The sequence below is a fragment of the Bradyrhizobium sp. Leo170 genome (genome assembly GCF_004296405.1).
In the GTDB taxonomy this organism is placed as follows: Bacteria; Pseudomonadota; Alphaproteobacteria; order Rhizobiales; family Xanthobacteraceae; genus Bradyrhizobium.
Genome location: NZ_PSRR01000006.1, coordinates 1 through 23,244, shown reverse-complemented (window position 1 = coordinate 23,244; position 23,244 = coordinate 1). Strand labels below are relative to the sequence as shown.

The 23,244-nt window shown below is 63.0% G+C and carries 20 protein-coding genes and 1 pseudogene; 7 read left to right on the top strand and 14 right to left on the bottom strand.

Going from position 1 to position 23,244, the window contains the following annotated elements; translation table 11 throughout:
- Window positions 1–85: 85 nt before the first annotated feature.
- Together CWO89_RS02300 and CWO89_RS02295 are read left to right on the top strand one after the other, a co-directional pair.
- Window positions 86–1,123, top strand: a complete 1,038-nt coding sequence (locus tag CWO89_RS02300) for a TRAP transporter substrate-binding protein (RefSeq protein ID WP_130577056.1) — start codon at window positions 86–88, stop codon at window positions 1,121–1,123.
- 77 nt (window positions 1,124–1,200) lie between these two features.
- Window positions 1,201–2,354 (top strand): annotated as a pseudogene (locus CWO89_RS02295) (CaiB/BaiF CoA transferase family protein).
- Window positions 2,355–2,444: 90 nt separating this feature from the next.
- Here CWO89_RS02295 and CWO89_RS02290 read toward each other — a convergent pair.
- From CWO89_RS02290 to CWO89_RS02250, 9 genes are all read right to left on the bottom strand, one after another.
- Window positions 2,445–3,299, bottom strand: coding sequence for an HpcH/HpaI aldolase/citrate lyase family protein (locus CWO89_RS02290; protein ID WP_130577055.1), 855 nt, complete (start codon window positions 3,297–3,299; stop codon window positions 2,445–2,447).
- A 4-nt stretch (window positions 3,300–3,303) separates the two neighbouring features.
- The gene (locus tag CWO89_RS02285) at window positions 3,304–3,759 is read right to left on the bottom strand and encodes a MaoC family dehydratase (protein WP_130577054.1); all 456 of its coding nucleotides are present in this window, start codon (window positions 3,757–3,759) and stop codon (window positions 3,304–3,306) included.
- Window positions 3,759–4,532 (bottom strand): enoyl-CoA hydratase/isomerase family protein, encoded by a 774-nt coding sequence (locus tag CWO89_RS02280; protein WP_165420960.1) that lies wholly within the window; start codon window positions 4,530–4,532, stop codon window positions 3,759–3,761. The genes CWO89_RS02285 and CWO89_RS02280 overlap by 1 nt, the downstream gene beginning before the upstream one ends.
- Entirely contained in the window at window positions 4,529–5,752 is a 1,224-nt protein-coding gene (locus CWO89_RS02275) for a CaiB/BaiF CoA transferase family protein (protein ID WP_130577053.1), read from the bottom strand. Before CWO89_RS02275 ends, CWO89_RS02280 begins: the two co-directional genes overlap by 4 nt.
- A 25-nt stretch (window positions 5,753–5,777) precedes the next feature.
- The gene (locus CWO89_RS02270) at window positions 5,778–6,494 is read right to left on the bottom strand and encodes an ABC transporter ATP-binding protein (protein WP_130577052.1); all 717 of its coding nucleotides are present in this window, start codon (window positions 6,492–6,494) and stop codon (window positions 5,778–5,780) included.
- On the bottom strand, window positions 6,491–7,249 hold the full coding sequence (locus CWO89_RS02265; protein WP_130577051.1) for an ABC transporter ATP-binding protein: 759 nt from the start codon (window positions 7,247–7,249) through the stop codon (window positions 6,491–6,493). Before CWO89_RS02265 ends, CWO89_RS02270 begins: the two co-directional genes overlap by 4 nt.
- 2 nt (window positions 7,250–7,251) lie before the next feature.
- Window positions 7,252–8,283: a branched-chain amino acid ABC transporter permease gene (locus CWO89_RS02260; protein ID WP_130577050.1), complete on the bottom strand. Its 1,032-nt coding sequence runs from the start codon at window positions 8,281–8,283 to the stop codon at window positions 7,252–7,254.
- Complete coding sequence (locus tag CWO89_RS02255) at window positions 8,280–9,182, bottom strand: branched-chain amino acid ABC transporter permease (protein WP_130577049.1); 903 nt, start codon at window positions 9,180–9,182, stop codon at window positions 8,280–8,282. Before CWO89_RS02255 ends, CWO89_RS02260 begins: the two co-directional genes overlap by 4 nt.
- Before the next feature lie 95 nt (window positions 9,183–9,277).
- The gene (locus tag CWO89_RS02250) at window positions 9,278–10,537 is read right to left on the bottom strand and encodes an ABC transporter substrate-binding protein (RefSeq protein ID WP_130577048.1); all 1,260 of its coding nucleotides are present in this window, start codon (window positions 10,535–10,537) and stop codon (window positions 9,278–9,280) included.
- Window positions 10,538–10,706: 169 nt separating this feature from the next.
- Here CWO89_RS02250 and CWO89_RS02245 point away from each other — a divergent pair, with 169 nt between their 5' ends.
- From CWO89_RS02245 to CWO89_RS02225, 5 genes are read left to right on the top strand one after another with little or no spacing between them, the layout of a single operon-like run.
- Window positions 10,707–12,203 (top strand): AMP-binding protein, encoded by a 1,497-nt coding sequence (locus CWO89_RS02245; RefSeq protein ID WP_130577047.1) that lies wholly within the window; start codon window positions 10,707–10,709, stop codon window positions 12,201–12,203.
- The gene (locus tag CWO89_RS02240) at window positions 12,200–12,859 is read left to right on the top strand and encodes a TetR/AcrR family transcriptional regulator (protein ID WP_130577046.1); all 660 of its coding nucleotides are present in this window, start codon (window positions 12,200–12,202) and stop codon (window positions 12,857–12,859) included. Before CWO89_RS02245 ends, CWO89_RS02240 begins: the two co-directional genes overlap by 4 nt.
- A complete protein-coding gene (locus tag CWO89_RS02235) occupies window positions 12,849–13,622 on the top strand; it encodes an SDR family NAD(P)-dependent oxidoreductase (protein ID WP_165420959.1) in 774 nt (257 codons plus the stop codon). Before CWO89_RS02240 ends, CWO89_RS02235 begins: the two co-directional genes overlap by 11 nt.
- Before the next feature lie 10 nt (window positions 13,623–13,632).
- Window positions 13,633–15,552: a flavin-containing monooxygenase gene (locus tag CWO89_RS02230; protein ID WP_130577044.1), complete on the top strand. Its 1,920-nt coding sequence runs from the start codon at window positions 13,633–13,635 to the stop codon at window positions 15,550–15,552.
- Between the two features lie 28 nt (window positions 15,553–15,580).
- Complete coding sequence (locus CWO89_RS02225; RefSeq protein ID WP_130577043.1) at window positions 15,581–16,210, top strand: 2-hydroxychromene-2-carboxylate isomerase; 630 nt, start codon at window positions 15,581–15,583, stop codon at window positions 16,208–16,210.
- Between the two features lie 514 nt (window positions 16,211–16,724).
- Here the strand turns inward: CWO89_RS02225 and CWO89_RS02220 are convergent.
- The 5 genes from CWO89_RS02220 to CWO89_RS02200 all read right to left on the bottom strand — a co-directional run.
- The gene (locus CWO89_RS02220; RefSeq protein WP_130577042.1) at window positions 16,725–17,873 is read right to left on the bottom strand and encodes an epoxide hydrolase family protein; all 1,149 of its coding nucleotides are present in this window, start codon (window positions 17,871–17,873) and stop codon (window positions 16,725–16,727) included.
- A 46-nt stretch (window positions 17,874–17,919) separates the two neighbouring features.
- Window positions 17,920–19,362, bottom strand: a complete 1,443-nt coding sequence (locus CWO89_RS02215; protein WP_349644856.1) for a sensor histidine kinase — start codon at window positions 19,360–19,362, stop codon at window positions 17,920–17,922.
- A 22-nt stretch (window positions 19,363–19,384) separates the two neighbouring features.
- Window positions 19,385–20,062, bottom strand: coding sequence for a response regulator transcription factor (locus CWO89_RS02210; protein WP_130577041.1), 678 nt, complete (start codon window positions 20,060–20,062; stop codon window positions 19,385–19,387).
- A gap of 251 nt (window positions 20,063–20,313) precedes the next feature.
- Entirely contained in the window at window positions 20,314–21,576 is a 1,263-nt protein-coding gene (locus CWO89_RS02205; protein ID WP_130577040.1) for an efflux RND transporter periplasmic adaptor subunit, read from the bottom strand.
- Window positions 21,573–23,244 (bottom strand): efflux RND transporter permease subunit (locus tag CWO89_RS02200; protein ID WP_130577039.1); only part of this gene is annotated, 1,672 nt, incomplete at its 5' end. The genes CWO89_RS02205 and CWO89_RS02200, both read right to left, overlap by 4 nt.

Sequence of the window (23,244 nt, the reverse complement as noted above, 5' to 3'; positions counted from 1 at the left end):
GTCAAAACGAGAATCTAGAGCTTCGGTTCTGATTCGATCAGAACCGAAGCTCTAGCGTAAAGAAACAAAAGGGAGAGGAAACAAAATGAACGTTCGTCTGCGGAGACGCTTCGTCCTTGCTGCGCTACTGGCCGCCGCCGCGACGTCTCCAAGCGCCGCTCAAGAAAAAATCACGTTGCGCCTCTCCGACAGCCTGCCTAACGGCCATGTCATTCACGAGCTGGTCGGCAAACCGTTCTCCGAGCTCGTGACCAAGATGACCAACGGCCAGGTCACCTTCCAACACTTCCCTGCCGAGCAGCTCGGCAAGGCCAAGGACATGGCGCAGCTCACCGTCGCCGGCGTCGCCGACGTTTCGTATGTGGTGCCGTCCTATTCGTCGGACAAATATCCGCTGACCGCGGTCGCCGAGCTGCCCGGCATCTTCGAGACGGAATGCCAGGGGTCGATCGCGTTCTACAAGGTCTCCCACAATGGCGGCATCCTCGAAACCAAGGAATTCGCGCCGAACCAGCTCCGCCCGCTGGTGACGATCGCACTGCCCGCCTATCAGATCCAGCTCGCCAACAGCCGCGAGATCAAGGCTGCAAAGGACCTAGAAGGCCTGAAGATCCGCACCACCGGTGGCGCAATGGACCTGATGACGCGCTCGATCGGCGCCGTGCCGGTGCGGATGGCGGCGCCCGAAATCTATGAATCGCTTACCCGCGGCACGCTCGACGGCTTGATCTTCTCCTACCAGAGCTCGGTTTCCTACGATTTCGGCAAGATCCTGAAATCCGGCACCGAAGGGCTCAACTTCGGCACCGCGATCTTCACCTATTCGATGGGCGAAGCCAAGTTCCGCTCGTTGCCCGAGAACGTGCGCAAGGCGCTGGTGGAGGCCGGCGAACAGACGACGCGCGAAGGCTGCAAACGGTTCGAGGACGGCGAGAAGGCCGCAACCGAGAAGATCAAGTCGCAGGGCATGAAGGTCATAAACTTCGGCGCTGACGACAAGAAACAGTTCGACACCGCCTTCAAGGCCGTCGCCGAGGACTGGGTGAAGGACATCAACAAGCGCGGCAAGCCGGGCACCGAGGTGTTCAAGGCGTTCACCGAAGCTTTGGCTGCAGGCCGTTGACCGGGCGCGCTCAAGACCGTGCGCCGAAGCCGGCGGGTCCCCTCGCCGGTTTCAAGGTGATCGACCTCACCAGCGTCATGATGGGGCCCTACGCGACCATGATCCTTGGCGACTACGGCGCCGACGTGATCAAGGTCGAAAGTCCCGATGGCGACGTGATGCGCCATGCCGCGCCGATGCGCCATCCCCGGATGGGCGCGATGTACCTGCAGGGCAACCGCAACAAGCGCTCCATCGTGCTCGATCTCAAGAAGCCGGGCGGGCGTGAGGCGCTGTTACGCCTGGCATCGACGGCCGACGTCTTCGTTCATAACGTCCGGCCGGCCGCCATGGCGCGGCTCAAGCTCGGCGCCGAAGATCTGCTCGCGACTAATCCGCGGCTGGTCTACGCAAGCCTGCACGGCTTCGGCGAGACCGGCCCCTATGCCGGGCGCCGGCCTATGACGATCTGATCCAGGGACTGACGGCGCTGCCGGCACTGACCGGCAAGATCACCGGTGAGCCGCGCTACTCGCCGGCCACGATGGCTGACCGCATCGTCGGCCTGAACGCCATCCATGCGATCCTCGCCGCCTTGATCCATCGCGACCGCACCGGCGAAGGCCAGGCGATCGAAATCCCGATGTTCGAGACCATGGCGCAGTTCGTGCTCGGCGACCACATGGCCGGCCGCAGTTTCGAGCCGCCGATCGGCCCGCCCGGCTATTCGCGATTGCTGTCGCCGGACCGCCGCCCCTACCAGACCAGCGACGGCTATATCTGCGCGCTGGTCTATTCCGACAAGCAGTGGAACGCGTTCTTCCGCAAGATCGGCCTGGAGAACGAAGCCAATCGCGATCCCCGGCTGAACGGCATCTCGGCGCGGACCCGCAACTATGATTTCGTCTACGACTGGTTTTCAAAGGTGATGAAGACCCGCAGCACCGCCGAATGGATGCGCCAGTTCGAAGAGGCCGACATTCCGCACGCCCCGCTGCACGATCTCGACAGCCTGATCGAGGATCCGCATCTCGCCGCGGTCGGGCTGATCCAGTCGATCGAGCATCCGACCGAAGGAACGCTCCGCGTCGCCGGCCCCGCCGCGACCTGGAGCAAGACCCCGCCCTCGATCCGCAATCATCCGCCGCAGCTCGGCGAGCACGGCGAGGAGATCCTGCGCGAAGCAGGATTTACGGAGGACGAGATCGCCCGGCTTGCCGCCGAGCGAGCGCTGATCAACCCAGATTCGTAGATTTGTAGGGTGGGCAAAGCGAAGCGTGCCCACCTTTCTTGCACCGACCGTAAATGGTGGGCACGCTCCGCTTTGCCCACTCTACGCACCTCATTCCCGCCGCAGCGCCAGAATCTTCTCCGCGGCGCGCAGATGCGGCTTGTCCAACATCTTGCCATCCATCTTCGCCACGGCGGACGGATTGCCCGCGAATGCGGCGACAACGCGCTCTGACCACGCGATCTCCTCATCGGTCGGCATGAAGGCGGCATTGACGACGTCGACATGCTTTGGATGGATCACCGCCTTCGCCAGGAAACCATCCTGCCGCGCCGTGATGCATTCCTCACGCAGCGCCTCGAGATCGTTGATGTCGGTCGCGATTGTATCGATGGCGACCACGCCGGCGGCGGCCGCGCTGATCAGGCAGAGATCGCGCGCCAGCCAGAACGGGCTATGAAAGCGGCCGTTGGTGCGGTTGCGCGAGGCCCCGAGCGAGGCGGCGAGGTCTTCGGCGCCCCACATCATGCCCCACAGCCGCGGGCTCATATTCTCGAAGTCGAGCAGTTTCAGCACCGCGCGCGCCGTCTCGGTCGCAACCGTCACGATGCGCGTCGAACCTTGCGCGATGCCGGATGCCGCCTCGAACGCATCAAGGTAAAGCGCGAGCTTGTTGACGTCGGCGGCCCCGGCACATTTCGGCAGGACGACGCCGTCGGGTTTCCGCGGCATGATAGCCGCGAGATCGCCTAGCGTCATGTCGGTATCGAGCGCGTTGACGCGGACATACATCTTCTGATCGGGATTGCGCGAATTCAGCATCTCGCGCGTGATGCCGCGCGCCGCCACTTTCTGCTCCGGCGCAATGGAATCTTCGAGATCGAGGATCAGCGCGTCGGCGGCCGTTTTCTTCGCGCTTTCGAATTTCCGGACACTGTCACCGGGAACGAACAGGAACGATCGCATTGCCTCACGCCTTCGGTTTGCAGAGCATCAGCCCCGTACGGCGACAGCTCGCCACCACCTCGCCGCGCTGGTTGGTCATGATGTGCTCGAATTCCACGAGCCCCTGGGTCGGCCGCGACTTGCTTGGGCGCTTCGAGACGATCTTGGTGTGCGCCCGCAGCGTATCGCCATGAAACACCGGCTTGGGAAACTTCACATCCGTCATGCCCAAATTGCCGACCGTGGTACCGAGCGTCGTATCATAGACGCTCATGCCGATCATGATGCCGAGCGTATAGAGGCTGTTGAACAGCCGCTGGCCATATTCGGTCTTCTCGGCGAAATGGGCATCGAGATGCAGCGGCTGCGGGTTCATGGTCAACAGACTGAACATCGTATTGTCCATCTCGGTCACGGTCCGGCTGAATTCATGATGGAATTCCTGCCCGACCTCAAACTCCTCGAAATATAGTCCAGCCATCAGCGTCCCCGATAGTTTGGCGTTCGCTTCTCGATGAACGCGTTCAACCCTTCCTGACAATCTTCCGTCGTCGCGACAAGCGAAAAACTCTCGGCCGCGTTCTCGATCGCGCGGCGGTAGTCCGCATCCACCGCACGCATGAAGGCATCGCGGCCGATCTTCATCACGATCGGCGACTTGGCGGCGAGCTTTCGGGCGACCTCGCGGGCGCGATCGAGCGCGGTCCCCTTCGGCACGACTTCGCTCAAAAGGCCCATGCGGAACGCGGTTGCCGCATCAAAGGGCTCGCCGAGAAACAGTGGCCCGAACGCCTGGTGCTTTCCGACCAGCCGCGGCAAATGCACGAAGTGCAGCGCCGGTATCAGCCCGACATCGATCTCCGGATAGCCGAAGGTCGAAGCGTCGCCGGCAATGATCATGTCACAGGATATGGCAATGGTCATGCCGCCGGCCCGCGCGGCACCATCGATAGCCGCAATCGTCGGCTTGCCCATCCGGTACTGGATGTCGTTGAGGGCGAAGTAGAGGCGCTCGAGAAAGCCCTTGGTCTCGATCGCCGGCTTGCCGCGCACGATGTCGAGATCGAGTCCGGCACAAAATACCTTGTGAGCACTGCCGATGATCACGGCGCGCACGGCTGCATCGTCCTTGGCTGTCTGCAATGCGGCCAGCAGCGCATCGATCAGGGACAGGCTCAGCGCGTTGACCGGCGGGCGATCCAGCACGATCTCGGCAATACCGTCGGCAACCGAGTAGCGGACGAGTTTGCTCATGATGCACCACCTCCATTTGGCCGCCACTGGCGCACCGCACCGGCTCCGATCAACTCATCGATGGCCGCACTGTCGAAGCCAGCCTCTGTCAGGACCTCGACGCTGTCCTGACCGATATCCGGCGCGGGACACAAATCGTCCTCTGAACGACTTGCGATCCCCGGCGTTCGCGGCGTGTAGACCGGGCCGACGCCGGGCGTGTCCTGGCAGACCGCGGCTTTGGTCGCCTCGACGTGAGCATTCCTCAACCATTCGCCGGGATTGTGGATGCGTTCCGCGATGATATCGGCCGCATGCAGGCGCGTCAGCCACGCCTCGGCCGTTTGGGTCAAGAAGACCTCCCGTAGCTGCGGGATCAGCGCGTCGGCTGAATCGGCACGCCTGGCGAAATCGGCAAAGCGCGGATCGGTGGCGAGGTCGTCGCGTCCGATCGCTGTGCATAGGCGTTTGTACTGCGCTTCGTTCACCAGCGTCACCATCATCCAGCCGTCCTTGGCCTGGTAGGTGCCTGCGGGAACGTTGAGCGCGCGCGGTGCGCCACCCTCCAGAATGAACTCAGCAACCTTGTGGCCCAGCAGCGCCGCCGTCGACTGGCAGAGATTAACGTCGATCCAGCGCCCCGTACCCACGATCGCCCGCGCGAACAGCGTGGTGGCGATGGCCTGGAAGGCATAGACGCCGGTGACGATGTCGGAGATCGTCGTGCCGACCCGATGCGGCACCCCGTCCGTGCCGGCATTGACCGAGACGAGACCCGAAAAGGCCTGCGCCACGGAATCCGACCCGGGACGTTTCGCGTAAGGCCCGGTTTGCCCGAAGCCGCTGACCGAGAGATAGACCAGGCCAGGATTGTCGCGTGACAGCGATTCATAACCAAGCCCGAGCCGTGCGGCCACGCCGGGCCGGAAGCCTTCGATCAGGACGTCGGCGTCCTTTGCCAGCTTCTGGGCAATCGTGATCCCATCCTTGTGCTTCAGATCGAGGCACAGGCTGCGCTTGCCGCGGTTATAGACCGCCGACAGCGTGGTGTGGTTGCCATAGGTCGTCCCGAGATAGCGCGACCAGTCGCCCTCAGGCGGCTCGACCTTGATGACATCGGCGCCATAGACGCCGAGCAGCATCGCGCAATAGGGCGACGCAATGCCCTGTCCGAAATCGAGCACGCGAAGGCCGCGATAGGGCGCCTCGTGTGTCGGCGCCAGCCTGCTTTCAACCGCCATTCATCCTCCCCATGGGGGCCGAAGGCTACAGCGCCAGATAGCGCCGCCGAATGTTGTCGTTGGCCTTCAGCTCTTCGATGGGAGATGTGTAGACGATTTGGCCCTTGTCGATAACCGTCGCGTGGCTCGCAAGGCCAAGGCAAAAATGCATGTTTTGCTCGGCGATCAACACCGTGGCGCCGGTCGCGCGAAGCTGCCGCAACAGTTCGCCTATTCGTTGCACGATGATCGGTGCCAGCCCCTCGCTCGGCTCGTCCAGGAGCAGCAGCGCCGGATTGCCCATCAGCGTCCGCGCAATCGCCAGCATCTGCTGTTCGCCGCCGGACAGCCGTCCCGCGATCCGATAGCGCAGCGGCTCGAGCGATGGGAACACGTCATAGATGCGCCGGATCGACCATTCGTCCTCGCCATTCGGCCCCTTCTTCTGGCCGATGACGAGATTGTCTTCCACGGTGTGCTCCGGGAAGATCTGGCGGTCCTCCGGGACAAAGCCGAGCCCGGCACGGGCGATGCGATGCGGCCTCATCCCGGAGACGGTCCTGCCGTTCAGCGTCACCTTGCCGCGACGCGCCGGCGCGAGTCCCATGATCGCCTTCATAGTGGTGGACTTGCCGGCCCCGTTGCGGCCAAGCAGCGCCATGGTCTCGCCCTGCCGCACCGAGAGGCCGACGCCGAACAAGATCTGGCTGGTGCCATAGTAGACGTCGAGGTCCTCGACCTGCACGACTGGCAAAGCGCTCATGTCACGGCCTCGGCATGTTCCTCGGTGCCCAGATAGGCTTCGATCACCGCCTCGTTGCGCCTGATGGCATCAGGTGTGCCAGTCGCAAGGATGCGGCCGTAGCAGAGCACGACGATCCTGGGCGCGATCTTGAACACGATGTCCATGTCGTGCTCGATAAAGACGACCGTGATCTTCTGCGCCTCCCAGAGCTCCCGGACCTTGTCGATCATCCGCCAGCGCTCTTCAGTGCCCATGCCGGCGGTCGGCTCATCCAGCAGCAGCACCTTTGGATCGAGCACCAGCGCCAGCGCGATATCCAGCAGTTTCTGGTCGCCATGCGACAGTGTCGCGGCGGTGCGGTGGCGCTTGTTGGCAAGGCCGAGCAATTCCATCGCGTGCTCGGCACGATCCCGAGTTTCGGCAAGCGGGAAGCGCCGGTGCAGCACGGTCGAGCGACGCTGATCCGCGCAGACGGCGGCGAGCATGGTCTCCTGCACTGTCAGCGACGGGAAGATGCTGGCAACCTGGAACGCCCGCCCGATACCGTGCCGCACGATGTCGGGCGGCGACTTGCCGGCGAGATCGACACCATCGAGCAGGACCTCGCCGGAGTCCGGCCTGAGCGCGCCTGTGATCAGGTTGAAGAACGTGCTCTTGCCGGCACCATTCGGACCGATCACGGCCGTCAGCGAGCCATCGGCAAAATCCAGCGAAACGTTGTCCGTCGCTTTCACGCCGCCGAACGACTTTGAGAGGCCGCGAATATCCAGCATGGCTAGCCGCGCTCCCCTGGCCCGTCGCGCCGCTGCGTATACCACTCAAGCACATAGTCCATCAGCCCCTTGCGCAGACCGATGGCGAAGAACAGGATCACGGCGCCGAGCACGATGCCATGATATTCCGTGTAGCGGGTGACGGTATCGTTGAGGATCAGCAGCAGCACCGTGCCGACCATCGGCCCCAGGAACGTGGTGACGCCGCCGAGCATGTTGATGAAGATGCCCTCGCCCGAAATCGTCCAGTAGGCGAATTCGGGATAGGCGCCCGAGACGAACAGCGCCATGACCATGCCGCCGGTCGAGGCAAACAGCGCCGCCAGCACGAAGATCGTCAGCTTGGCGCGCCAGACATCGATGCCGATGAAGCTCGCCCGTCGGGCGTTGTCGCGGATCACGCGCAGCGTATAGCCGAACGGCGATTGCGCGATCTGGCGCATCAAGAGCAGGCCGAGCACCAGCAGCGCGCAGCTTGTGATGTAAAGATGCACATGATTGGCAAGATCGATGCCGAAGAACACCGGGCGCGGGATGCCGCCGCGCAAGCCCTGATCGCCGCCGGTCAGCGACGCCCAGGTCAGGATCGTCGAGTGGATCAGCATCTGGAATGCCAGCGTGACGAACGCGAAATAGATCTCCTTCAGCCGGACGCAGATCGCCCCGATGATTGCAGCGAAGACAGCGGTGATCGCGAGCGTCGCCACAAAGGCCACCGGTATCGGCACGGCGGTGCGCTGCATCAGCAGGCCGAAGCCATAGGCGCCGAGCCCGAAGAACATGCCGTGCCCGAACGAGATCATGCCGGTGTAGCCGACAAGCAGATTGAGCGAAGTCGCGAACAGGCCGAAAGCCGAGCAGCGGATCACGAAATCGAGCAGCGCCTTGCTGCCGAAGAAGAACGGCAGTGCTGCCAGTACAGCAAAAGCGACCAGTGCGATCAGAATGTCGCGATAACGCGAGCGAAACGAGCGCGTTTCGATGCTTGGCGCACCCAAGGTTTCCGACGCGCGACCAGCCTGCAGCTCGGTCATGCGACCTCCTTGCCGAACAGGCCGGTCGGCCGCGACACCAGGACGATCACCATGAACAGGTACATCAAGCCTTCGGTGAACAGGGGAAAGCCGAGCGAGCCGAACGAGCGGATCAGGCCGATGAGCAATGCCCCGATCAGCGCGCCCAGGATCGAGCCCATGCCGCCGATCACAGTAACGATGAAGGATTCGATCAGCACCGAAAAGCCCATCCCCGGCGTCAGCGAACGCACCGGCGCCGCCAGCGCCCCGGCAAGCCCGGCGAGCATGCCACCGAGCGCGAACACGCCGCCATAGAGCAGGCCGGTATTGATGCCGAGTGCGGACACCATGCCCGGATTGTGGGCGGCCGCGCGGATCACCTTGCCGATCCGGGTGCGGGCAAGCCCAAGGCCGAGCACCAAGGCGGCGGCCAGCGCGACCCCGATCAGCAGCAGGTAATAGGGCGGCACGACGCCACCTGCGATGAACAGCGGCGGCACCTGGAAAGCCGCCGGCATACCCATCGACTTGAATTCAGGCCCCCACACCATGCGTACGACATCGTCGAAGATCAGCACGAAGGCGTAGCAGACCAGCAATTGCATCAGCACGTCGGCGCCATAGACGCGGCTCATGAACACGCGCTCGAAGATCAGGCCGAGGATCGCCGTGCCCGCCGCGCCGCAAAACATCGCCAGCGCAAAGCTGTCAGAGAATTGGTAGGCCGTCATCGCGAAATAGGCGCCGAACATATAGAAGGCGCCGTGACTGAAATTGACGACCTTGAGCACGCCGAAGATCAGCGTCAGCCCGACGGCGACGAGAAACAGCAGCATACCGATGATGAGGCCGCTGGTGGTTTGCGTCACCAGACAGGCCGGACTGGCAAGGCAGCCAGCGAGCGCGTCTATATCCAATGCAGCATTTCCATCCCAGCGCGCGAGACCGCCGGCGCGCAAACTTAAGCGGTGCATGAGTGGAAGCGGCCCGCCCGCCTCCACTCACAGATCGGTCAGGTGTAACCCTTGCTCTTCTTCCACTCGGCTTCGAGCTCGAAGATGGTCTTCCAATCGCCAGCCTTCACTTCCGGCACATAGGGTTCCTGCGGGATCGTGGTGCCCCAGCCGATGGCGTAGCCAACCAGGGTGTTGTCCTCCGCGCGCATCGTCACGGTGCCGTCGGCGCCGAACGGGCATTTGATCGTCAGCCCGCGCAACGCTTCCGCGACCTTCTTGCCGTCGGTCGAGTTGGCCGTCTTCACGGCTTCAGTGAGCAGCATCACCGCGGTCGCGTTCTGCCACGACCAGTTGGTGGGATACTCGTTGTACTTCGCCCGGTAGGCGTCGCCCCATGCGGCGTTCTCCGGCGTCTTCGGGAACGTCTTGATGTAGCGGTTGCCGGAGTGAATGCCCTTCGGCAGATTCTTCACCACCGTGAGCGCGGTGTAGTCCGCCATGTTGACGGCGAAGACTTCCATCTGCGTAAACAGCGCGTAGATGTTGGCCTGGTCGATATAGGACGTCAGATCGCCGCCCCACAGGCAGGTATACAGCGCCTGCGGCTTGGCCTGCAGGATCTTCGTCACCACTTCGGTGTAGTCAGGCTGGAACAGCTTTGGCCAGGACTCGCTGATGATCTCGACATCGGGCGCAAAGCGCTTGAGATAGAGCGCGAATTCGCCTGTCGTATCGCGGCCATAGGCATAATCCGGCGAGCAGGTCGCCCATTTCTTCAAGCCCTTGGCCTTCGCGATCGCAGCCGCATAGCTGCCGCCGACGATGGAATCGTGAATGCCCTGCCGGACGCAGCGGAACGCGTTGGGAATGTGCTGCTTCGGATCGGCCGTCAGCGACGAGGCTTCCGAGCAGGTATGGATGCAGAGCACGCCGAGGTCGCGCGCCACTTCGTGCACTGCGAACGATCCGGACGAGGCCTCGCCGTCGAACAGCATCTCGCAGCCGTCGGTGTTGACGAGTTCGCGCGCGACGCGGGCTGCTTCCTGCGGCTGGCCCTTGGAGTCGCGGATCACCATCTCGATCTGCCGGCCGGCCAGGCCGCCCGCGGCGTTGACCTTCTCGACCTCCAGCAGCACGGCGTTGCGCGAGGAGGTGCCGAGCTGCGCAACGCGGCCCGACAGAATCGTCGGCATGCCGATCTTGATGGTCTTGGCCTGCGCGCGCGCCACCCATGGCGCAGCTGATATCACCGCACCGGCGCCCATCAGCGCCAGAGTCGCACGGCGGCTGATGCCCGGTTGACGGGTTCTCTTCATTCTCCCCTCCCAGTCGGGTTGTCGTTCCCTATTCCCTTGCCGGAGATCATCTCGTCTCCGTGGACACAAGGATTTCAGAGCAAGGGGGGTGACGTCAAGCCAAAGATGAATTACGAGTCATAGTTCATCCGGGAAGGAAACGAGGCCGAAACGGTCCTTTGAGCGGCAGATGATCAACCTATCGAGCTTCATCGCCTTTCATGCCAAGCGGACGCCTGATCGGTGTGCGCTGAAATATCGCGACGTTGACATTTCCTACGGCAAATTCGACGAGCGCATCCGCCGGGTGGCCGGCTGGCTCGCCTCCCGCAGCATCGCTCCCGGTGACGTCGTCGCGGTTCTGATGAAGAACAGCGCTGCCTTTCTCGAACTGGTGTTTGCGATCAGCCACATCGGCGCGGTGTTCCTGCCGATCAATTATCGCCTCTCCGTCGATGAGGTCGGCTACATCGTCGACAATTCCGGCGCGCGCATCCTGATCGCGGACGAAGAACTCGACGCGATCACGGCGGTTCATGCGCCGATCGTGCTGCTCGATGAGGCCGCGCAATCGACCGCAACGCGGCTCGCAGGCGATATCGCGCCCGCGCCGATGCATGTCCGCCGACCGCAGGACCTGATGCGGCTGATGTACACGTCAGGCACCACCGACCGCCCCAAGGGCGTGATGCTCAGTTACGAGAACATGTACTGGAAGTCGGCCGACCAGTCGCTGGTGCTCGGCCTCAATGCGGATACCCGCCTCCTTGTCGTCGGCCCGCTCTACCACGTCGGCGCGCTCGATCTGCCTGGAATCGCGGTGCTCTGGCACGGCGGAATGCTCTCGGTCCATCGTGAGTTCAGGCCCGAACAGGCACTCGCTGCGATCGAAGCGGAGAAGCTGAACGCGGCGTGGTTTGCCCCTGTGATGACCACCGCGATCCTCACCTGCCCCACTCGCGACCGCTACGATGTTTCCAGTCTGCAATGGGCGATCGGCGGCGGCGAGAAAACGCCGGAGGTGCGCATCCGCGCCTTCTCCGACTACTTCAGGAATGCCCGCTACATCGACGCCTATGGTCTGACCGAGAGCGTCGGCGGTGACACTTTCATGGAGCCGGGCCGCGAGATCGATAAGATCGGCTCGACCGGCCGTGCCATCGCCCATGTCGAAATTGAGATCCGTGACGATCGAGGCGATCGGCTTCCGCCCGGCGAGAACGGCGAGATCTGCCTGCGCGGACCGAAGATCACGAAAGGATACTGGCGGGACCCGGAGAAGACCGCCGCCGCCTTCTTCGGCGACTGGTTCCGCACCGGCGATGTCGGCTATCTCGACGAGGAGGGCTTCCTTTATCTCACCGACCGCAAGAAGGATTTGATCATTTCCGGCGGCGAGAACATCGCCTCCTCCGAGGTGGAGCGCGTCATCTATGAGATGCCCGAGGTTCGCGAGGTCGCCGTCATCGGCCTGCGCGATGAGCGCTGGGGCGAGAAGCCGGTCGCGATCGTCGTGCTGGCGGAAGGAGCTGCGCTGGATCTTCCCGCCCTCACCGACCACTGCCGCGCGCGGCTCGCCGGCTTCAAGGTGCCGAAACAACTGATCATCCGCGACAGCCTGCCGCGCAATCCTTCCGGCAAGGTACTCAAGCGTGTGCTGCGCGCCGAACTGGAGACCGCTACATGACCCAAGCACCGCACGCTGCGCCCATCAAGATCACCAAGCTGAACCGGGTCGAGCGCAACGCCTGGACCAAGCAAAAGATCTTCGACGCGGCGACCAAGGTGGTCGGCAAATATGGCTACGCCGAAGCCTCCGTTGCCCGCATCACCGAAGAAGCCGGCGTCGCGCAAGGCACCTTCTACAATCATTTCGAGAGCCGCCAGGAACTGCTCGAGCAGCTACTGCCGAAGATCGGACTGGACATGGTGCGCTTCATCTATGCGCGTACCGGCACTGAGCAGACGGCGCGGGAGGAGATCGAGCGCTTCAGTGCCTTCTTCGATTTCATCCTCGAAGTGCCGGAATTCCTGCGCATCCTCAACGAAGCCGAGTTCTTTGCGCCGATCGGCTACCAGAAACATTTCGACAATATCTCAACCGCCTATGTACGCATCCTCGGCCGCGCGCGCCAAGCCGGAGAGATCATCGATTTCAGCGACGAGGAATTCGAGGCGATCGTGCAGATGCTGATGGGCGCGCGCGGCTATCTCAGCCGCCGCTATTCCTACGCCGGCGGCAAGGTCACTGCCCCGCCTGATCATGTGATTTCCGCCTATCGGAAGCTCGTCACCCGAGGGCTGTTCAACAGAGCAAGTGAGGATGACGGTCATGAGCGCTGACGGCCTCGTTCTCGTCACCGGCGGCAGCCGCGGCATCGGCGCCGCCACCGCCACGCTGCTTGCCGACCAGGGCCAGCGCGTCGTCATCGTCGACATCGCGCCGGAACCGCTGGTGGGGACGGATGCGATCCTCTGGCCGGCCCCCTTCGATGTTGCGAGCGAAGCGACGGTCACAGCCGGCGTTGCCGACATCGAGGCCGCGCACGGTCCGATCACCGGCCTCGTCAATGCCGCCGGCGTGTTCGGCAAGATGCATCGGATCGAGCGCGTGCGGATGGAGCAATGGGACCGCGAGGTCAATATCGACCTGCGCGGCACCTTTATGGTCGCCCGCAGCGTCGGCGTACGGATGGCCGCGCGGCGAAATGGCGCGATCGTCAATGTCGCCTCCGTCGCCGGCATGACCTCCGGTCCGATTCACGCCTATACCGCGGCGAAGGCCGGCGTCATCCAGATCACGCAGACGCTTGCAGCCGAGTGGGGCCGGGCCGGCGTGCGCGTCAACGCCGTGTCGCCGGGCTTTACCCGCACGGCGATGCTGGAAGCCGGTATCGCCTCGGGCGCGCTCGACAAGGAACTGCTGTCGCGGCCATCAGCCATGAACCGGCTAGTCGAGCCGTTCGAAGTGGCGGAGGCGATCGCCTGGCTGCTTTCACCAAGGAGCAGCGGCGTCACCGGCATCAACCTGCCGATCGATGCCGGCTTTATCGCCGGCAGCACGTGGGCCGCCTATGGCGGGCTGCCGGAAGCGCCGGAAGCATGAGGACAAGAGCATGAACATCGAAATGCCGCGCAAGAAACTCGACCTGGCTTCCGCCATCGCTGAAGGCGACATCCGCGTGCTGCTGATGGTGCTGGTGCACATGACCGGCGACGAGCGCTGGCTGGAACCGCCGTACAAGCCCAAGCGCGACGTGCGCCTGATCCCCGATCCGGATGCCGGCGTGCCGAAGGAAATCCAGGACGAGGTCCGCGCCGCAGTCCTGAAGCTCTATGAGCACGGCGAGCCGAAACCTGTCATCACCGATCCCGGCAACGAGTTGATGCTGAAGATGATGAGTGCGACGCTCGGCGAGAACGTCGCACCGGAATATGCACCGCTGATGCGTGAGGAAATGGGCTTCATCCCGCGTGACGCGCGCTGGGCCAAACGTCCATCGAACGAGAAGCTCGCGGAGCAGCACGTCCTGATCGTCGGCGCCGGCGTATGTGCGATTGCGCTCGGCGTCGCGCTGGACCGGCTCGGCATCCCCTACACCATCGTCGAGAAAGAGGACGAGATCGGCGGCACCTGGTACGTCAACCGCTATCCCGGTTGCGGCGTCGATACGCCGAACCACTCCTACTCCTTCTCTTTCGGCGAACGAAACCAGTGGACGCGCTATTTCGCGCCGCGCCAGGAACTGCTCGACTATCTCTTGAAAGTGGTGCGCGAACACGGCATCCGACGCCATGTTCGTCTCAACACCGAGCTGATTGCGTCCCGCTGGGACGAGAACAAGCGGCGCTGGATTTCGACTCTCAAGACCGAGACCGGCGAAGAGACCTTCGAGTCGACGGCTCTGGTCAGCGCCATCGGCCAGCTCAACGACCCAGCCCCGGCTCGCTTCAAGGGCGAGGAAAACTTCCAGGGCCTCGCCGTGCATTCGGCGCTCTGGTCCGACGATATCAATCTCGACGGCAAGCGCGTCGCTGTGATCGGTACCGGGGCCACGGCGATGCAACTCGTGCCCGCGATCGCCGACCGCGTATCGTCGGTCACGGTCTATCAGCGCACCGCGCAATGGGCGCGGCCGGTCAAGGGCTACTCCGACCCCATCACCGAAGGCGCGCGATGGCTGCTCGCGTACCTGCCCTTCTATGTGCAGTGGTACCGCTTCAACATGTTCTGGCGCTATGGCGACGGCCTGCTGCCGTTCCTGCGCAAGGATCCGAACTGGCCGCATCCGGCACGCGCCGTCAACAAGGGCAACGACCGGCATCGGCAGGAGCTGACGGATTTCATCCTGTCCGAGCTCAAGGATCGCCCCGACCTGATCGAAAAATGCGTGCCGACCTATCCGCCTTATGGCAAGCGCATCCTGCTCGACAACAACTGGTTCAAGACGCTGACCAAACCGAACGTCGAGCTGGTCACCGACCCAGTCGGTCATTTTACGCGCGAGGGCATCGTCACGGCGGATGGCAAGCAGCGCGCGCACGATATCATCGTCGTCTCCACCGGCTTCAGGGTTTCGGAGATGGCGGCGCGGCTCAACATCACTGGGCGCGGCGGCAACAATCTCAGGAACGTATGGGCCAACGACAACCCGACAGCCTATCTCGGTTTGACCGTGCCAAACTTCCCAAACCTGTTCTTGATGCTTGGCCCCAACTCAGGACCTGCGCATGGCGGCAGCGTGATTTTCCAGTCGGAATGCCAGAGCCGCTACATCTCGGCTTGCCTGGTCGAGATGATCGAGAAAGGCATCGCCGCCATCGATGTCAGTCAGGAAGCGCATGATCAATATGTCCGCAAGGTCGATGCCGAACACGAGCAGTTGATCTGGACCCATCCGGGCATGACGACCTATTATCGCAACAGCCGGGGCCGCGTATTTTCGGCCATGCCCTGGCGCTTCGTCGACTATTGGGCGATGACCCATGATCCCGATCTGAGCCAGTATCGACAAACGAAACGTGCAGACGCCTGAGCGCCACCACGATCAGGGAGGGCCAAGCATGGAAAGGCCGCGCGTACGCATCTACACCGACTACAAGAGCCCTTACGCCTTCGTGGCCAACAAGCGCCTGTTCGAGCTCGAAGAACAGCATGGCGTCGAGCTGGAGTGGCTGCCCTATACGCTGCGGATCCCGGAATTCATGGGGACGGTGGAAGAGCGCACCCCGCATTTCTGGCGCAAGGTGCGTTACGCCTACATGGACGCCCGGCGTTTCGCCAACGCGCAAGGCCTGACGATGAAGGGACCGCGGCGGATCTACGACGCGTTCTATTCCAGCGCCGGCATGCTATTCGCCCAGCGCCATGGGCTGTTCCGGCCGTATCACGACACGGTCTTTCGCCGGTTTTGGAACCATGATCTGGAGATCGACGAACTATCTGATATCGCTGGCGTGATCGCCTCGATCGGTGGCCGGGCGAAGGATTTCGAGGAATATGTTCATGGGCCCGCGCGAGCAGAGCACGATCGGATCATCGAGGAAGCGGAGGCACTTGGTGTGTTCGGCGTCCCGACCATGGTGTTCAATGGTGAGCTGTTCTGGGGCGGCGATCGCATCGACATGCTGATCGAGCGCATCAAGGAGCCGGCCTCCATCGCAACAGCGCTTGGCAGCCGACATAGGAAATGATCCTGCGCTTCATGGTTCCCTCGCCTCGGGGAACCGCGACTTCACTTGACAGTCTCCAATATCTGCCGCAGCATTTTGTTGATGCACCTGTCGGGGTGCTGGAGCTTGGCTCCCGGCCTTGCAGGGATTGCCGACCGATCATGTGGTCGGGCGGCAAGCAGAGGATACGGACAGATGTCCGTCGGGCCACTCTTGGAGAGGAGCATGACGCCACCGGGACAGTCCTGTGACCTTGCTCAGCGGCAAGGTCTCGGCGCAGTTGAGGTGAACAGCAGCTGCTAGCCGCGTTGCGCCGTCGACAATCTGAACATATCCACCGGATGGAAGCGCAAAGGCCACGCGCTTTACGATCCAGAGTTATCCTGGTGTCTACCAGAATCCTTCGCTAAAACGAAGATGCAGGGCCCCGCGATGCTCCAATGCACCGGGGCCCATTAATTTGCAGCCAAATGCACCCAGCAACCGGTGCGCTCGAGTAACGGCTGCAAAACGTCGCGGTCGGTCATGACTCCCTCTATTCCTCGCGCAACGGCCGGAAAAACTCGCGCACCTCCCGCACGTACAACTCGGGCTGCTCGAAGGCGGCGAAGTGACCGCCCTTTGGCATCTCGCTCCAATGGCGGATATTGGTGTAGCTCGCCTCCATCCACTTTCGAACCGGCGTGACGATCTCCTTGGGAAAGACGGCGACGCCGGTCGGCACGGTGACCTTGTGCACGGTTCGCCGTTTCGATCCGAAGCTTTCCCAATAGAGCCGCGCCGAGGAAGCCGCTGTGGCGGGCACCCAATACAGCATGACATTGTCGAGCAGTTCGTCGCGGGACAGGATGTTCTCGGGATGCCCGTCGCAGTCGGTCCAGGCCCAGAATTTCTCGAGGATCCACGCGGCCTGACCGCTCGGTGAATCCGTGAGCCCATAGCCGAGCGTTTGCGGCCGGGTCGACTGCTGCTTGGAATAGCCGGAATCCCAGTCAGCGTAATATTTGATACCGCTCAGCGCCCGCGTCTCTTCCGGCGTCGGCTGTCCCTCGACATTGGGCCGCGTCGCCATCGCGAGCGTGATATGAATGCCCGCGCAATGCGCAGCGTCTTGCGCGCCCAGCGCGGTCGTGACGGCCGAGCCCCAATCACCGCCTTGCGCGCCGTATCGCGCATAGCCAAGGCGCTCCATCAGCGCGGCCCAGGCCGAGGCAATGCGATCGACGCCCCAGCCGGTTGTGCGCGGCTTGGCGGAGAAGCCGAAGCCCGGCAATGACGGACAGATCACGTGAAACGCGTCGGCCGCACGGCCACCGTGGGCGGTCGGATCGGTGAGCGGTTCGATCACCTTGTGGAATTCAACGACCGATCCCGGCCAGCCATGGGTGATGATCAGCGGCAACGCGTTCGCATGCGGCGAGCGGACGTGCAGGAAATGGATGCCGAGCCCGTCGATCTCTGTCGTGAACTGCGCAAAGCGATTGAGGCGCGCTTCGCGGCTGCGCCAGTCATATTCGTCGGCCCAGTAGCGGCAGACCTCCTGGATCCAGTTCAGCGGAGCGCCCTGGCTCCAGTCTTCGACCAGCTCGGCCTCGGGCCACCGCGTCCGGCGCAATCTTGATTTGAGATCCTCGAGCACATCGTCACCGACCGATATCCGATAGGGTTGTATCGCTGTGCTCATGGCCTGCTCCTCCAAACGACACGCTCAATATCGGAGGAAAAGCAGGCTATACGCAAGTCGCACGGACAGGCAGCGGCCCTCCCCTCGGCGATTGCGCTTCGGGATCCGGGCAGGCGATCTCGACGCGGCATCCCGCGCCGGGATGAATGGTCAGCCGGAAGCCGTGCAGCTTGACGATCGCAGCCACCAGATTGAGGCCGAGGCCGACGCCAGGCGTGTTGCGCATCTTGTCGGACCGATAGAACCGTCGCAGCACCGCGTCGCGCTCCTCTGCCGTGATCCCGCTGCCGGTATCGACAATGCGGATCACGGTTTCATTGGCGTTGCGCAACAGTTCGATGTCGACCTTGCCGCCTTCCGGCGTGAACTTGATGGCGTTGTCGACGAGATTGGTGACGGCCTCGATCAACAGGTCCCGGTCGCCGCGTACGTTGAGCTCGTGCTCGGCGTGGACAGTCAGCGCGATATTCTTGTTCTCCGCGATCGGCTCGTAGATGTCGCAGACCTCCCGCAACATCTCATGCAGCGGCACGATGCCGAAGCCGGCCGACCGCCGGCTGTTCTCGATCTCGGCAAGCCGCAACAGTGCGGTGATGATCGTCAGCGACTGATCGATCCCTGCGATCGCCTTGTCCGCGACCGTCTGAAGCTGCTCCAGCGACGTTGCATGGGTGCGGCCGCGCTCGAGCGTCAGTCTTGCGCGCGTCAGCGGCGTCCTGAGATCGTGGGCGATATCGTTGCCGACGCCGGCCAGCGCGTTGATCATCGTTTCCATCTCGTCGAGCATGCCGTTGACGATGACCGCGAGCTTCGAGAACGGCTCGCTGCCCTCGCTATATGGCAGCCGTTCACGCAGATCGCCCGCGATAATGCGCTGAACGCGCTGGTTGACCTCCTCGACCTGCCGCTGCGCCCGCACGCTCAGCCAGGCACCGGCCAGAAGACAGATGATGAATGCCGGCAACAATCCGAACGCGAGCGCTTCGCCGACGACATGGGAGATTTCCTTGGTCTCATCGACATTGCGTGCAATCACCAGGACGTTGCCGTTTGGCATGCGCTTTGCGATGGCGCGAACTGAGTGATCGTGATTCGGCGGGTCCACCTTCGCCGCCGTGACGCTCTGCGCCGGGGCGTCGATCTTGAGACCGGCCGGAAGACGCTCCATGTTGCCGGCCAACCTCCGCCCGTCCGATCCAAACACCCCTGCAAACTGAACGCCGCGCGAATCCTGCCGCAGATGATCTTCGATCGCGTTGAGCTGGCGCTCCATCGGCAGCGTCGCCATGAAGGCGATCTGACGGCTGAGCATGCGGTCGGTCCGCTCGATCAGATAATTGTCGATCTTCACATAGATGAAACCGAACAGCGCGATCATGAAAACGGCAAGGACGCCGGCCACCGCAAGTGCCCAGCGAAAGCTGTTCGACCGAATGAATTGCCACTGGCCCATCGCGTTCGGATGTCTCTGCATGACGTCAACGGCCATCGATCGGAGCCCGCGCAATATCTCAGGAGGCCGCACGAAGAATGAAGCCGGCACCTCGGACATTCTGGATCATCGGAGTCTCGTCCGGCCCGTCCACCTTGTGGCGCAAGCGGCCCATATGCACGTCGACCAGGTTTGTCGCCGGGACGAATTTGTAGTTCCAGACTTCTTCAAGCAGCATGGCGCGCGTCAGCAACTGGTCGCTGCGCCGCATCATGTATTCGAGCAGGCGAAATTCGCGCGGCAACAGATCGATCACCCGCTCGCCGCGCTTGGCGCTACGCTCGATCAGGTCGAGTTCGAGCTGCCCCACGCGCAGCAAGGTCTCGCGCGATTCCATCGGCCGGCGCAGCAGCGCCTCTATCCGCGCGATCAGTTCCACGACTGCGAAAGGCTTGGTGAGATAATCATCGCCGCCCATGCGCAGGCCCCGCACCCGGTCATCCACCGCGCCGAGCGCACTTAGCACCAGCACCGGCGTGCGAACCTGCTCCTTCCGCAAGGTCTCGATCACGCTGAGCCCATCCATTCCGGGCAACAGGCGGTCGACAATCATGGCGTCAGGCCTCAGGTTGCGCGCCTTGTCGAGGCCTTCTCGACCATTGGCCGACCATTCGACCTCGAACCCGCGTTCGGCGAGTTCGGCCGTGATCTCCTCGGCGGTCTCGCCGTCATCTTCGATCAAGAGCACTTTCGTCATCAATCCGTTCTCGACAACCACCATGCCGGAGGCCCAACTGCCAACCGGGCCGCCAGGAACCGGGCGACGCCGCCAGCCCACTTCAAGTCAGGGAGTGCGCCCACTCAGCGGCCGCCTGGTCACCGCCCTGGAGGGCAAGCGCGGTGGGGCCGCTCTTCAACCAACATAGGCTTGGCGGCGGAACCACGCCATTAAATTGCATTTTAGGGAGGGATTTTGCTGCCGATCCGGGCGGACCGGGTGGAGCGATATCAGGAAACAGCCTGGGTCCTGAGAGTCACGCGGTTGCCGTCGGCCAGGTCGACCGACGGATTGAGGATCACTCTGTCGCCCGCCTTGACACCGCTGTTGATCTCCACTTGCTGGCCGAGGTCACGCACGACATTGACCTTGTGCAGGTGCACCACCCCGTTCTCGACCACGGCGACCTGCAGGCCGCCTTGATTGAAGATGATCGCATCCGCAGACACTTTGAAGCTCGGCGTCTTGCGCGGGATGCGCAGTTCAATCGTGCAGTAGATGCCGGGCGTAAGGGCACCGTCCGGGTTCGGGATATCGATCTCGGTCAACAGCGTTCGCGAACCCGGTTGCAGCGCATCGGCGATCCGCGTCACCTTGCCGGGGAAGGTGCGGTCGGGCAGTTCCGGAACGTGCACGATGGCATCGATCCCCGCACGCACTCCGAACGCCGCATCCTGCGGAACAAACACCTGGGTACGGATGACATTGCTCTGCATGATCGTGAACATGAACGTGCCGCTGGTCGCATCCGCCTGCAGCAGGCTGCCGACATCGACATTGCGCTGGGTGATCACCCCGTCAAACGGGGCAACGACGTGCTGGTAGATCTTCTGCTGATGCAACACTTGCACCTGCGCTTCCTCAGCGACCACATTGGCCTGCGCGACCGAGACCGCGGCCTCCTGCGCCTTCAACGTCTGGGAGTCGATCGTTCCCTGCTGCGCGGTGAGCCAGCCCTTCTCCACCAGCGGCTTATCGCGGTCCCACGTCACCTTGGCCAGTTCCCTGTTGGCCTGCGCCTGCTGCAGCGCCGACCTGAGCTGCCCGAGCGTCGCCTCGGCCTGCGCGATTTGATGGTCGAGTTCCGGCGCAACGATCTCCGCCAGCAATTGCCCTTCCTTGACATGATCACCGATATCAACCTCGCGCTTGGCGATATAGCCGCTGGCGCGCGCGAAGATGTTGGCCGAGGCAAAAGCCGAGGTGGTTGCCGGCAGGTTCACGACGTCGATCCCGTCGCTGGGCTCGACGGTCGCCACACGAACGCCCGGGACGAGATCGCGACGTTGCTCGGCGGTGGCCATAGTCTGGCGGTACTGTGCGTAGTGGCTCCAGGCTCCGGACGCCAGCGCGGCCGCCCCGATCAGCCCCAGGGCCACGCCCGCAGTCCGGCCAATCCAGCGCCTCGAACGGCCATGCCGCACCGGCGCCGGATCGCGCTCACGATCCACTTCGGGCGTCGGCTCAACCTTCAAAGGCCGATTGAAATTCATTCCAGCACCTCGTCGAAAACGCCATGATGTTTCTTGCCGTCGTTACCCTTGCGCAGCATGGCAAACAGATAGGGCACCACCAGCAACGTCGTCGGCGTCGCAAACAGCAAGCCGCCGATCACCGCGCGCGCAAGCGCGGCATTCTGCTCTTCGCCGGCGGCTCCGATCGCCATCGGGATCATGCCCACGATCATTGCGGCCGCGGTCATCAGCACCGGCCGGATTCTGGTATGCCCGGCCTCGATCGCGGCCTCGAAGGCAGTCTTTCCGGCGAGCTGCTGCTCGCGGGCGAAAGTCACCAGCAGGATCGAGTTGGCTGACGCCACCCCCACCGCCATGATCGCTCCCATCAGCGACGGCACGTTCAAGGTCGTGCCGGTCACGAACAGCATGGTGAGGATGCCGCAGAGCGTCGCGGGCAAAGCCAGGATGACGACGAAGGGATCACCGAAGTTCTGATAGTTCACCACCATCAGCATGTAGACAAAGACCGCGGCAAACAGCAGGCCGATGCCGAGATTGATGAACGAGCTGTTCATGCTGTCGATCTGGCCGATCACCTGGATCGAATTGCCGGGCTTGAGCTGCTTCTGCAGATCCCCGACAATATGGCTGATCTGGCTCGCGACGCTGCCGAGGTCACGGCCTTGCGTGCTGGCATAGATCTCGTAGACCGGCTGAATATTGGCCTGGTTGGCGTTGGTCGGGACGCTGCCGCGTCTGAACGTGGCGACGTTGCTGAGCAGGCCGGGCACGGGTGTGTCGGTCAGCGACGCCAGCGACGTCGAAACCGGCGTGTTGCCGAGATCGCTGACGGACGAAATCCTGCTCTCGGGCGTCTGTACTGCGAAGTAGTATGGAATGCCGGAACTGGGGTCGGTCCAGAAGTTCGGCTGCACCTGCTCGGACGAACTCAGGCTGACATTGAGATTGGTGGCGATCGTGTTGGCGTTCAGGCCGAGTTGGGCTGCGCGGGTGCGATCGATATCGGCATAGAACGCGGGCGCGTTCACTTCCTGCTGCAGATGCGCATCCACCACGCCGGGGATATCGGCGAGACGCTGCCGCAGTTCCTGTGCGACGCGCAGATTATTGTCCTTGTCGTAGCCGACCGAGCGGACGTCGATCTGCGCCGGCAGTCCGAAATTGAGGATCTGCGTCACGATATCCGCCGCTTGGAAGTAGAACGTGTCCTCCGGGAAGGCCTTGGGCAACTCCTCGCGCAGCTTGCGCACATAGGCGGCAGTCGGGGCGTGGCCTTCCTTGAGCGCCACAAGGATCACGCCGTCGTTGACGCCGATGGTCGAGCCATCGCTGAAGGCAAGATTATACGGCCGTGCCGGCAGCCCGATATTGTCGACGATCAATTCGCGCTGATCGGCCGGGATGATTTCGCGGATTTTGTTCTCGACCTGCTGAAAGACGCGCTCCGTCGCCTCGATCCTGGTTCCGGCTGGCGCACGGACGTGAAGCTGGATCTGTCCGCCATCGATCGCCGGGAAGAAGTCGCGGCCGACCATCGGAAACAAGACGGCGGCCAGCAGCAAGACAAGTCCCATGCCAATCGGGATGATCAGGCGATGGCTCAAGAGCTCGGTAAGCCAGCGCGAATAGGCATGGCGTATGGCCTCAAAACCGCGTTCGAACGCCGCATGGAAGCGGGCGAAC

Excerpts from the sequence above, each read along its gene's own strand:
- CWO89_RS02235 (WP_165420959.1), top strand. The coding sequence starts at position 12,849 with ATGAGCGCTGACGGCCTCGTTCTCGTCACCGGCGGCAGCCGCGGCATC.
- CWO89_RS02270 (WP_130577052.1), bottom strand. The coding sequence starts at position 6,494 with ATGAGCGCTTTGCCAGTCGTGCAGGTCGAGGACCTCGACGTCTACTAT.
- CWO89_RS02260 (WP_130577050.1), bottom strand. The coding sequence starts at position 8,283 with ATGACCGAGCTGCAGGCTGGTCGCGCGTCGGAAACCTTGGGTGCGCCA.
- CWO89_RS02220 (WP_130577042.1), bottom strand. The coding sequence starts at position 17,873 with ATGAGCACAGCGATACAACCCTATCGGATATCGGTCGGTGACGATGTG.
- CWO89_RS02230 (WP_130577044.1), top strand. The coding sequence starts at position 13,633 with ATGAACATCGAAATGCCGCGCAAGAAACTCGACCTGGCTTCCGCCATC.
- CWO89_RS02290 (WP_130577055.1), bottom strand. The coding sequence starts at position 3,299 with ATGCGATCGTTCCTGTTCGTTCCCGGTGACAGTGTCCGGAAATTCGAA.
- CWO89_RS02205 (WP_130577040.1), bottom strand. The coding sequence starts at position 21,576 with ATGAATTTCAATCGGCCTTTGAAGGTTGAGCCGACGCCCGAAGTGGAT.
- CWO89_RS02300 (WP_130577056.1), top strand. The coding sequence starts at position 86 with ATGAACGTTCGTCTGCGGAGACGCTTCGTCCTTGCTGCGCTACTGGCC.
- CWO89_RS02210 (WP_130577041.1), bottom strand. The coding sequence starts at position 20,062 with ATGACGAAAGTGCTCTTGATCGAAGATGACGGCGAGACCGCCGAGGAG.
- CWO89_RS02265 (WP_130577051.1), bottom strand. The coding sequence starts at position 7,249 with ATGCTGGATATTCGCGGCCTCTCAAAGTCGTTCGGCGGCGTGAAAGCG.
- CWO89_RS02240 (WP_130577046.1), top strand. The coding sequence starts at position 12,200 with ATGACCCAAGCACCGCACGCTGCGCCCATCAAGATCACCAAGCTGAAC.
- CWO89_RS02250 (WP_130577048.1), bottom strand. The coding sequence starts at position 10,537 with ATGAAGAGAACCCGTCAACCGGGCATCAGCCGCCGTGCGACTCTGGCG.
- CWO89_RS02280 (WP_165420960.1), bottom strand. The coding sequence starts at position 4,532 with ATGAGCAAACTCGTCCGCTACTCGGTTGCCGACGGTATTGCCGAGATC.
- CWO89_RS02245 (WP_130577047.1), top strand. The coding sequence starts at position 10,707 with ATGATCAACCTATCGAGCTTCATCGCCTTTCATGCCAAGCGGACGCCT.
- CWO89_RS02215 (WP_349644856.1), bottom strand. The coding sequence starts at position 19,362 with ATGGCCGTTGACGTCATGCAGAGACATCCGAACGCGATGGGCCAGTGG.
- CWO89_RS02275 (WP_130577053.1), bottom strand. The coding sequence starts at position 5,752 with ATGGCGGTTGAAAGCAGGCTGGCGCCGACACACGAGGCGCCCTATCGC.
- CWO89_RS02225 (WP_130577043.1), top strand. The coding sequence starts at position 15,581 with ATGGAAAGGCCGCGCGTACGCATCTACACCGACTACAAGAGCCCTTAC.
- CWO89_RS02285 (WP_130577054.1), bottom strand. The coding sequence starts at position 3,759 with ATGGCTGGACTATATTTCGAGGAGTTTGAGGTCGGGCAGGAATTCCAT.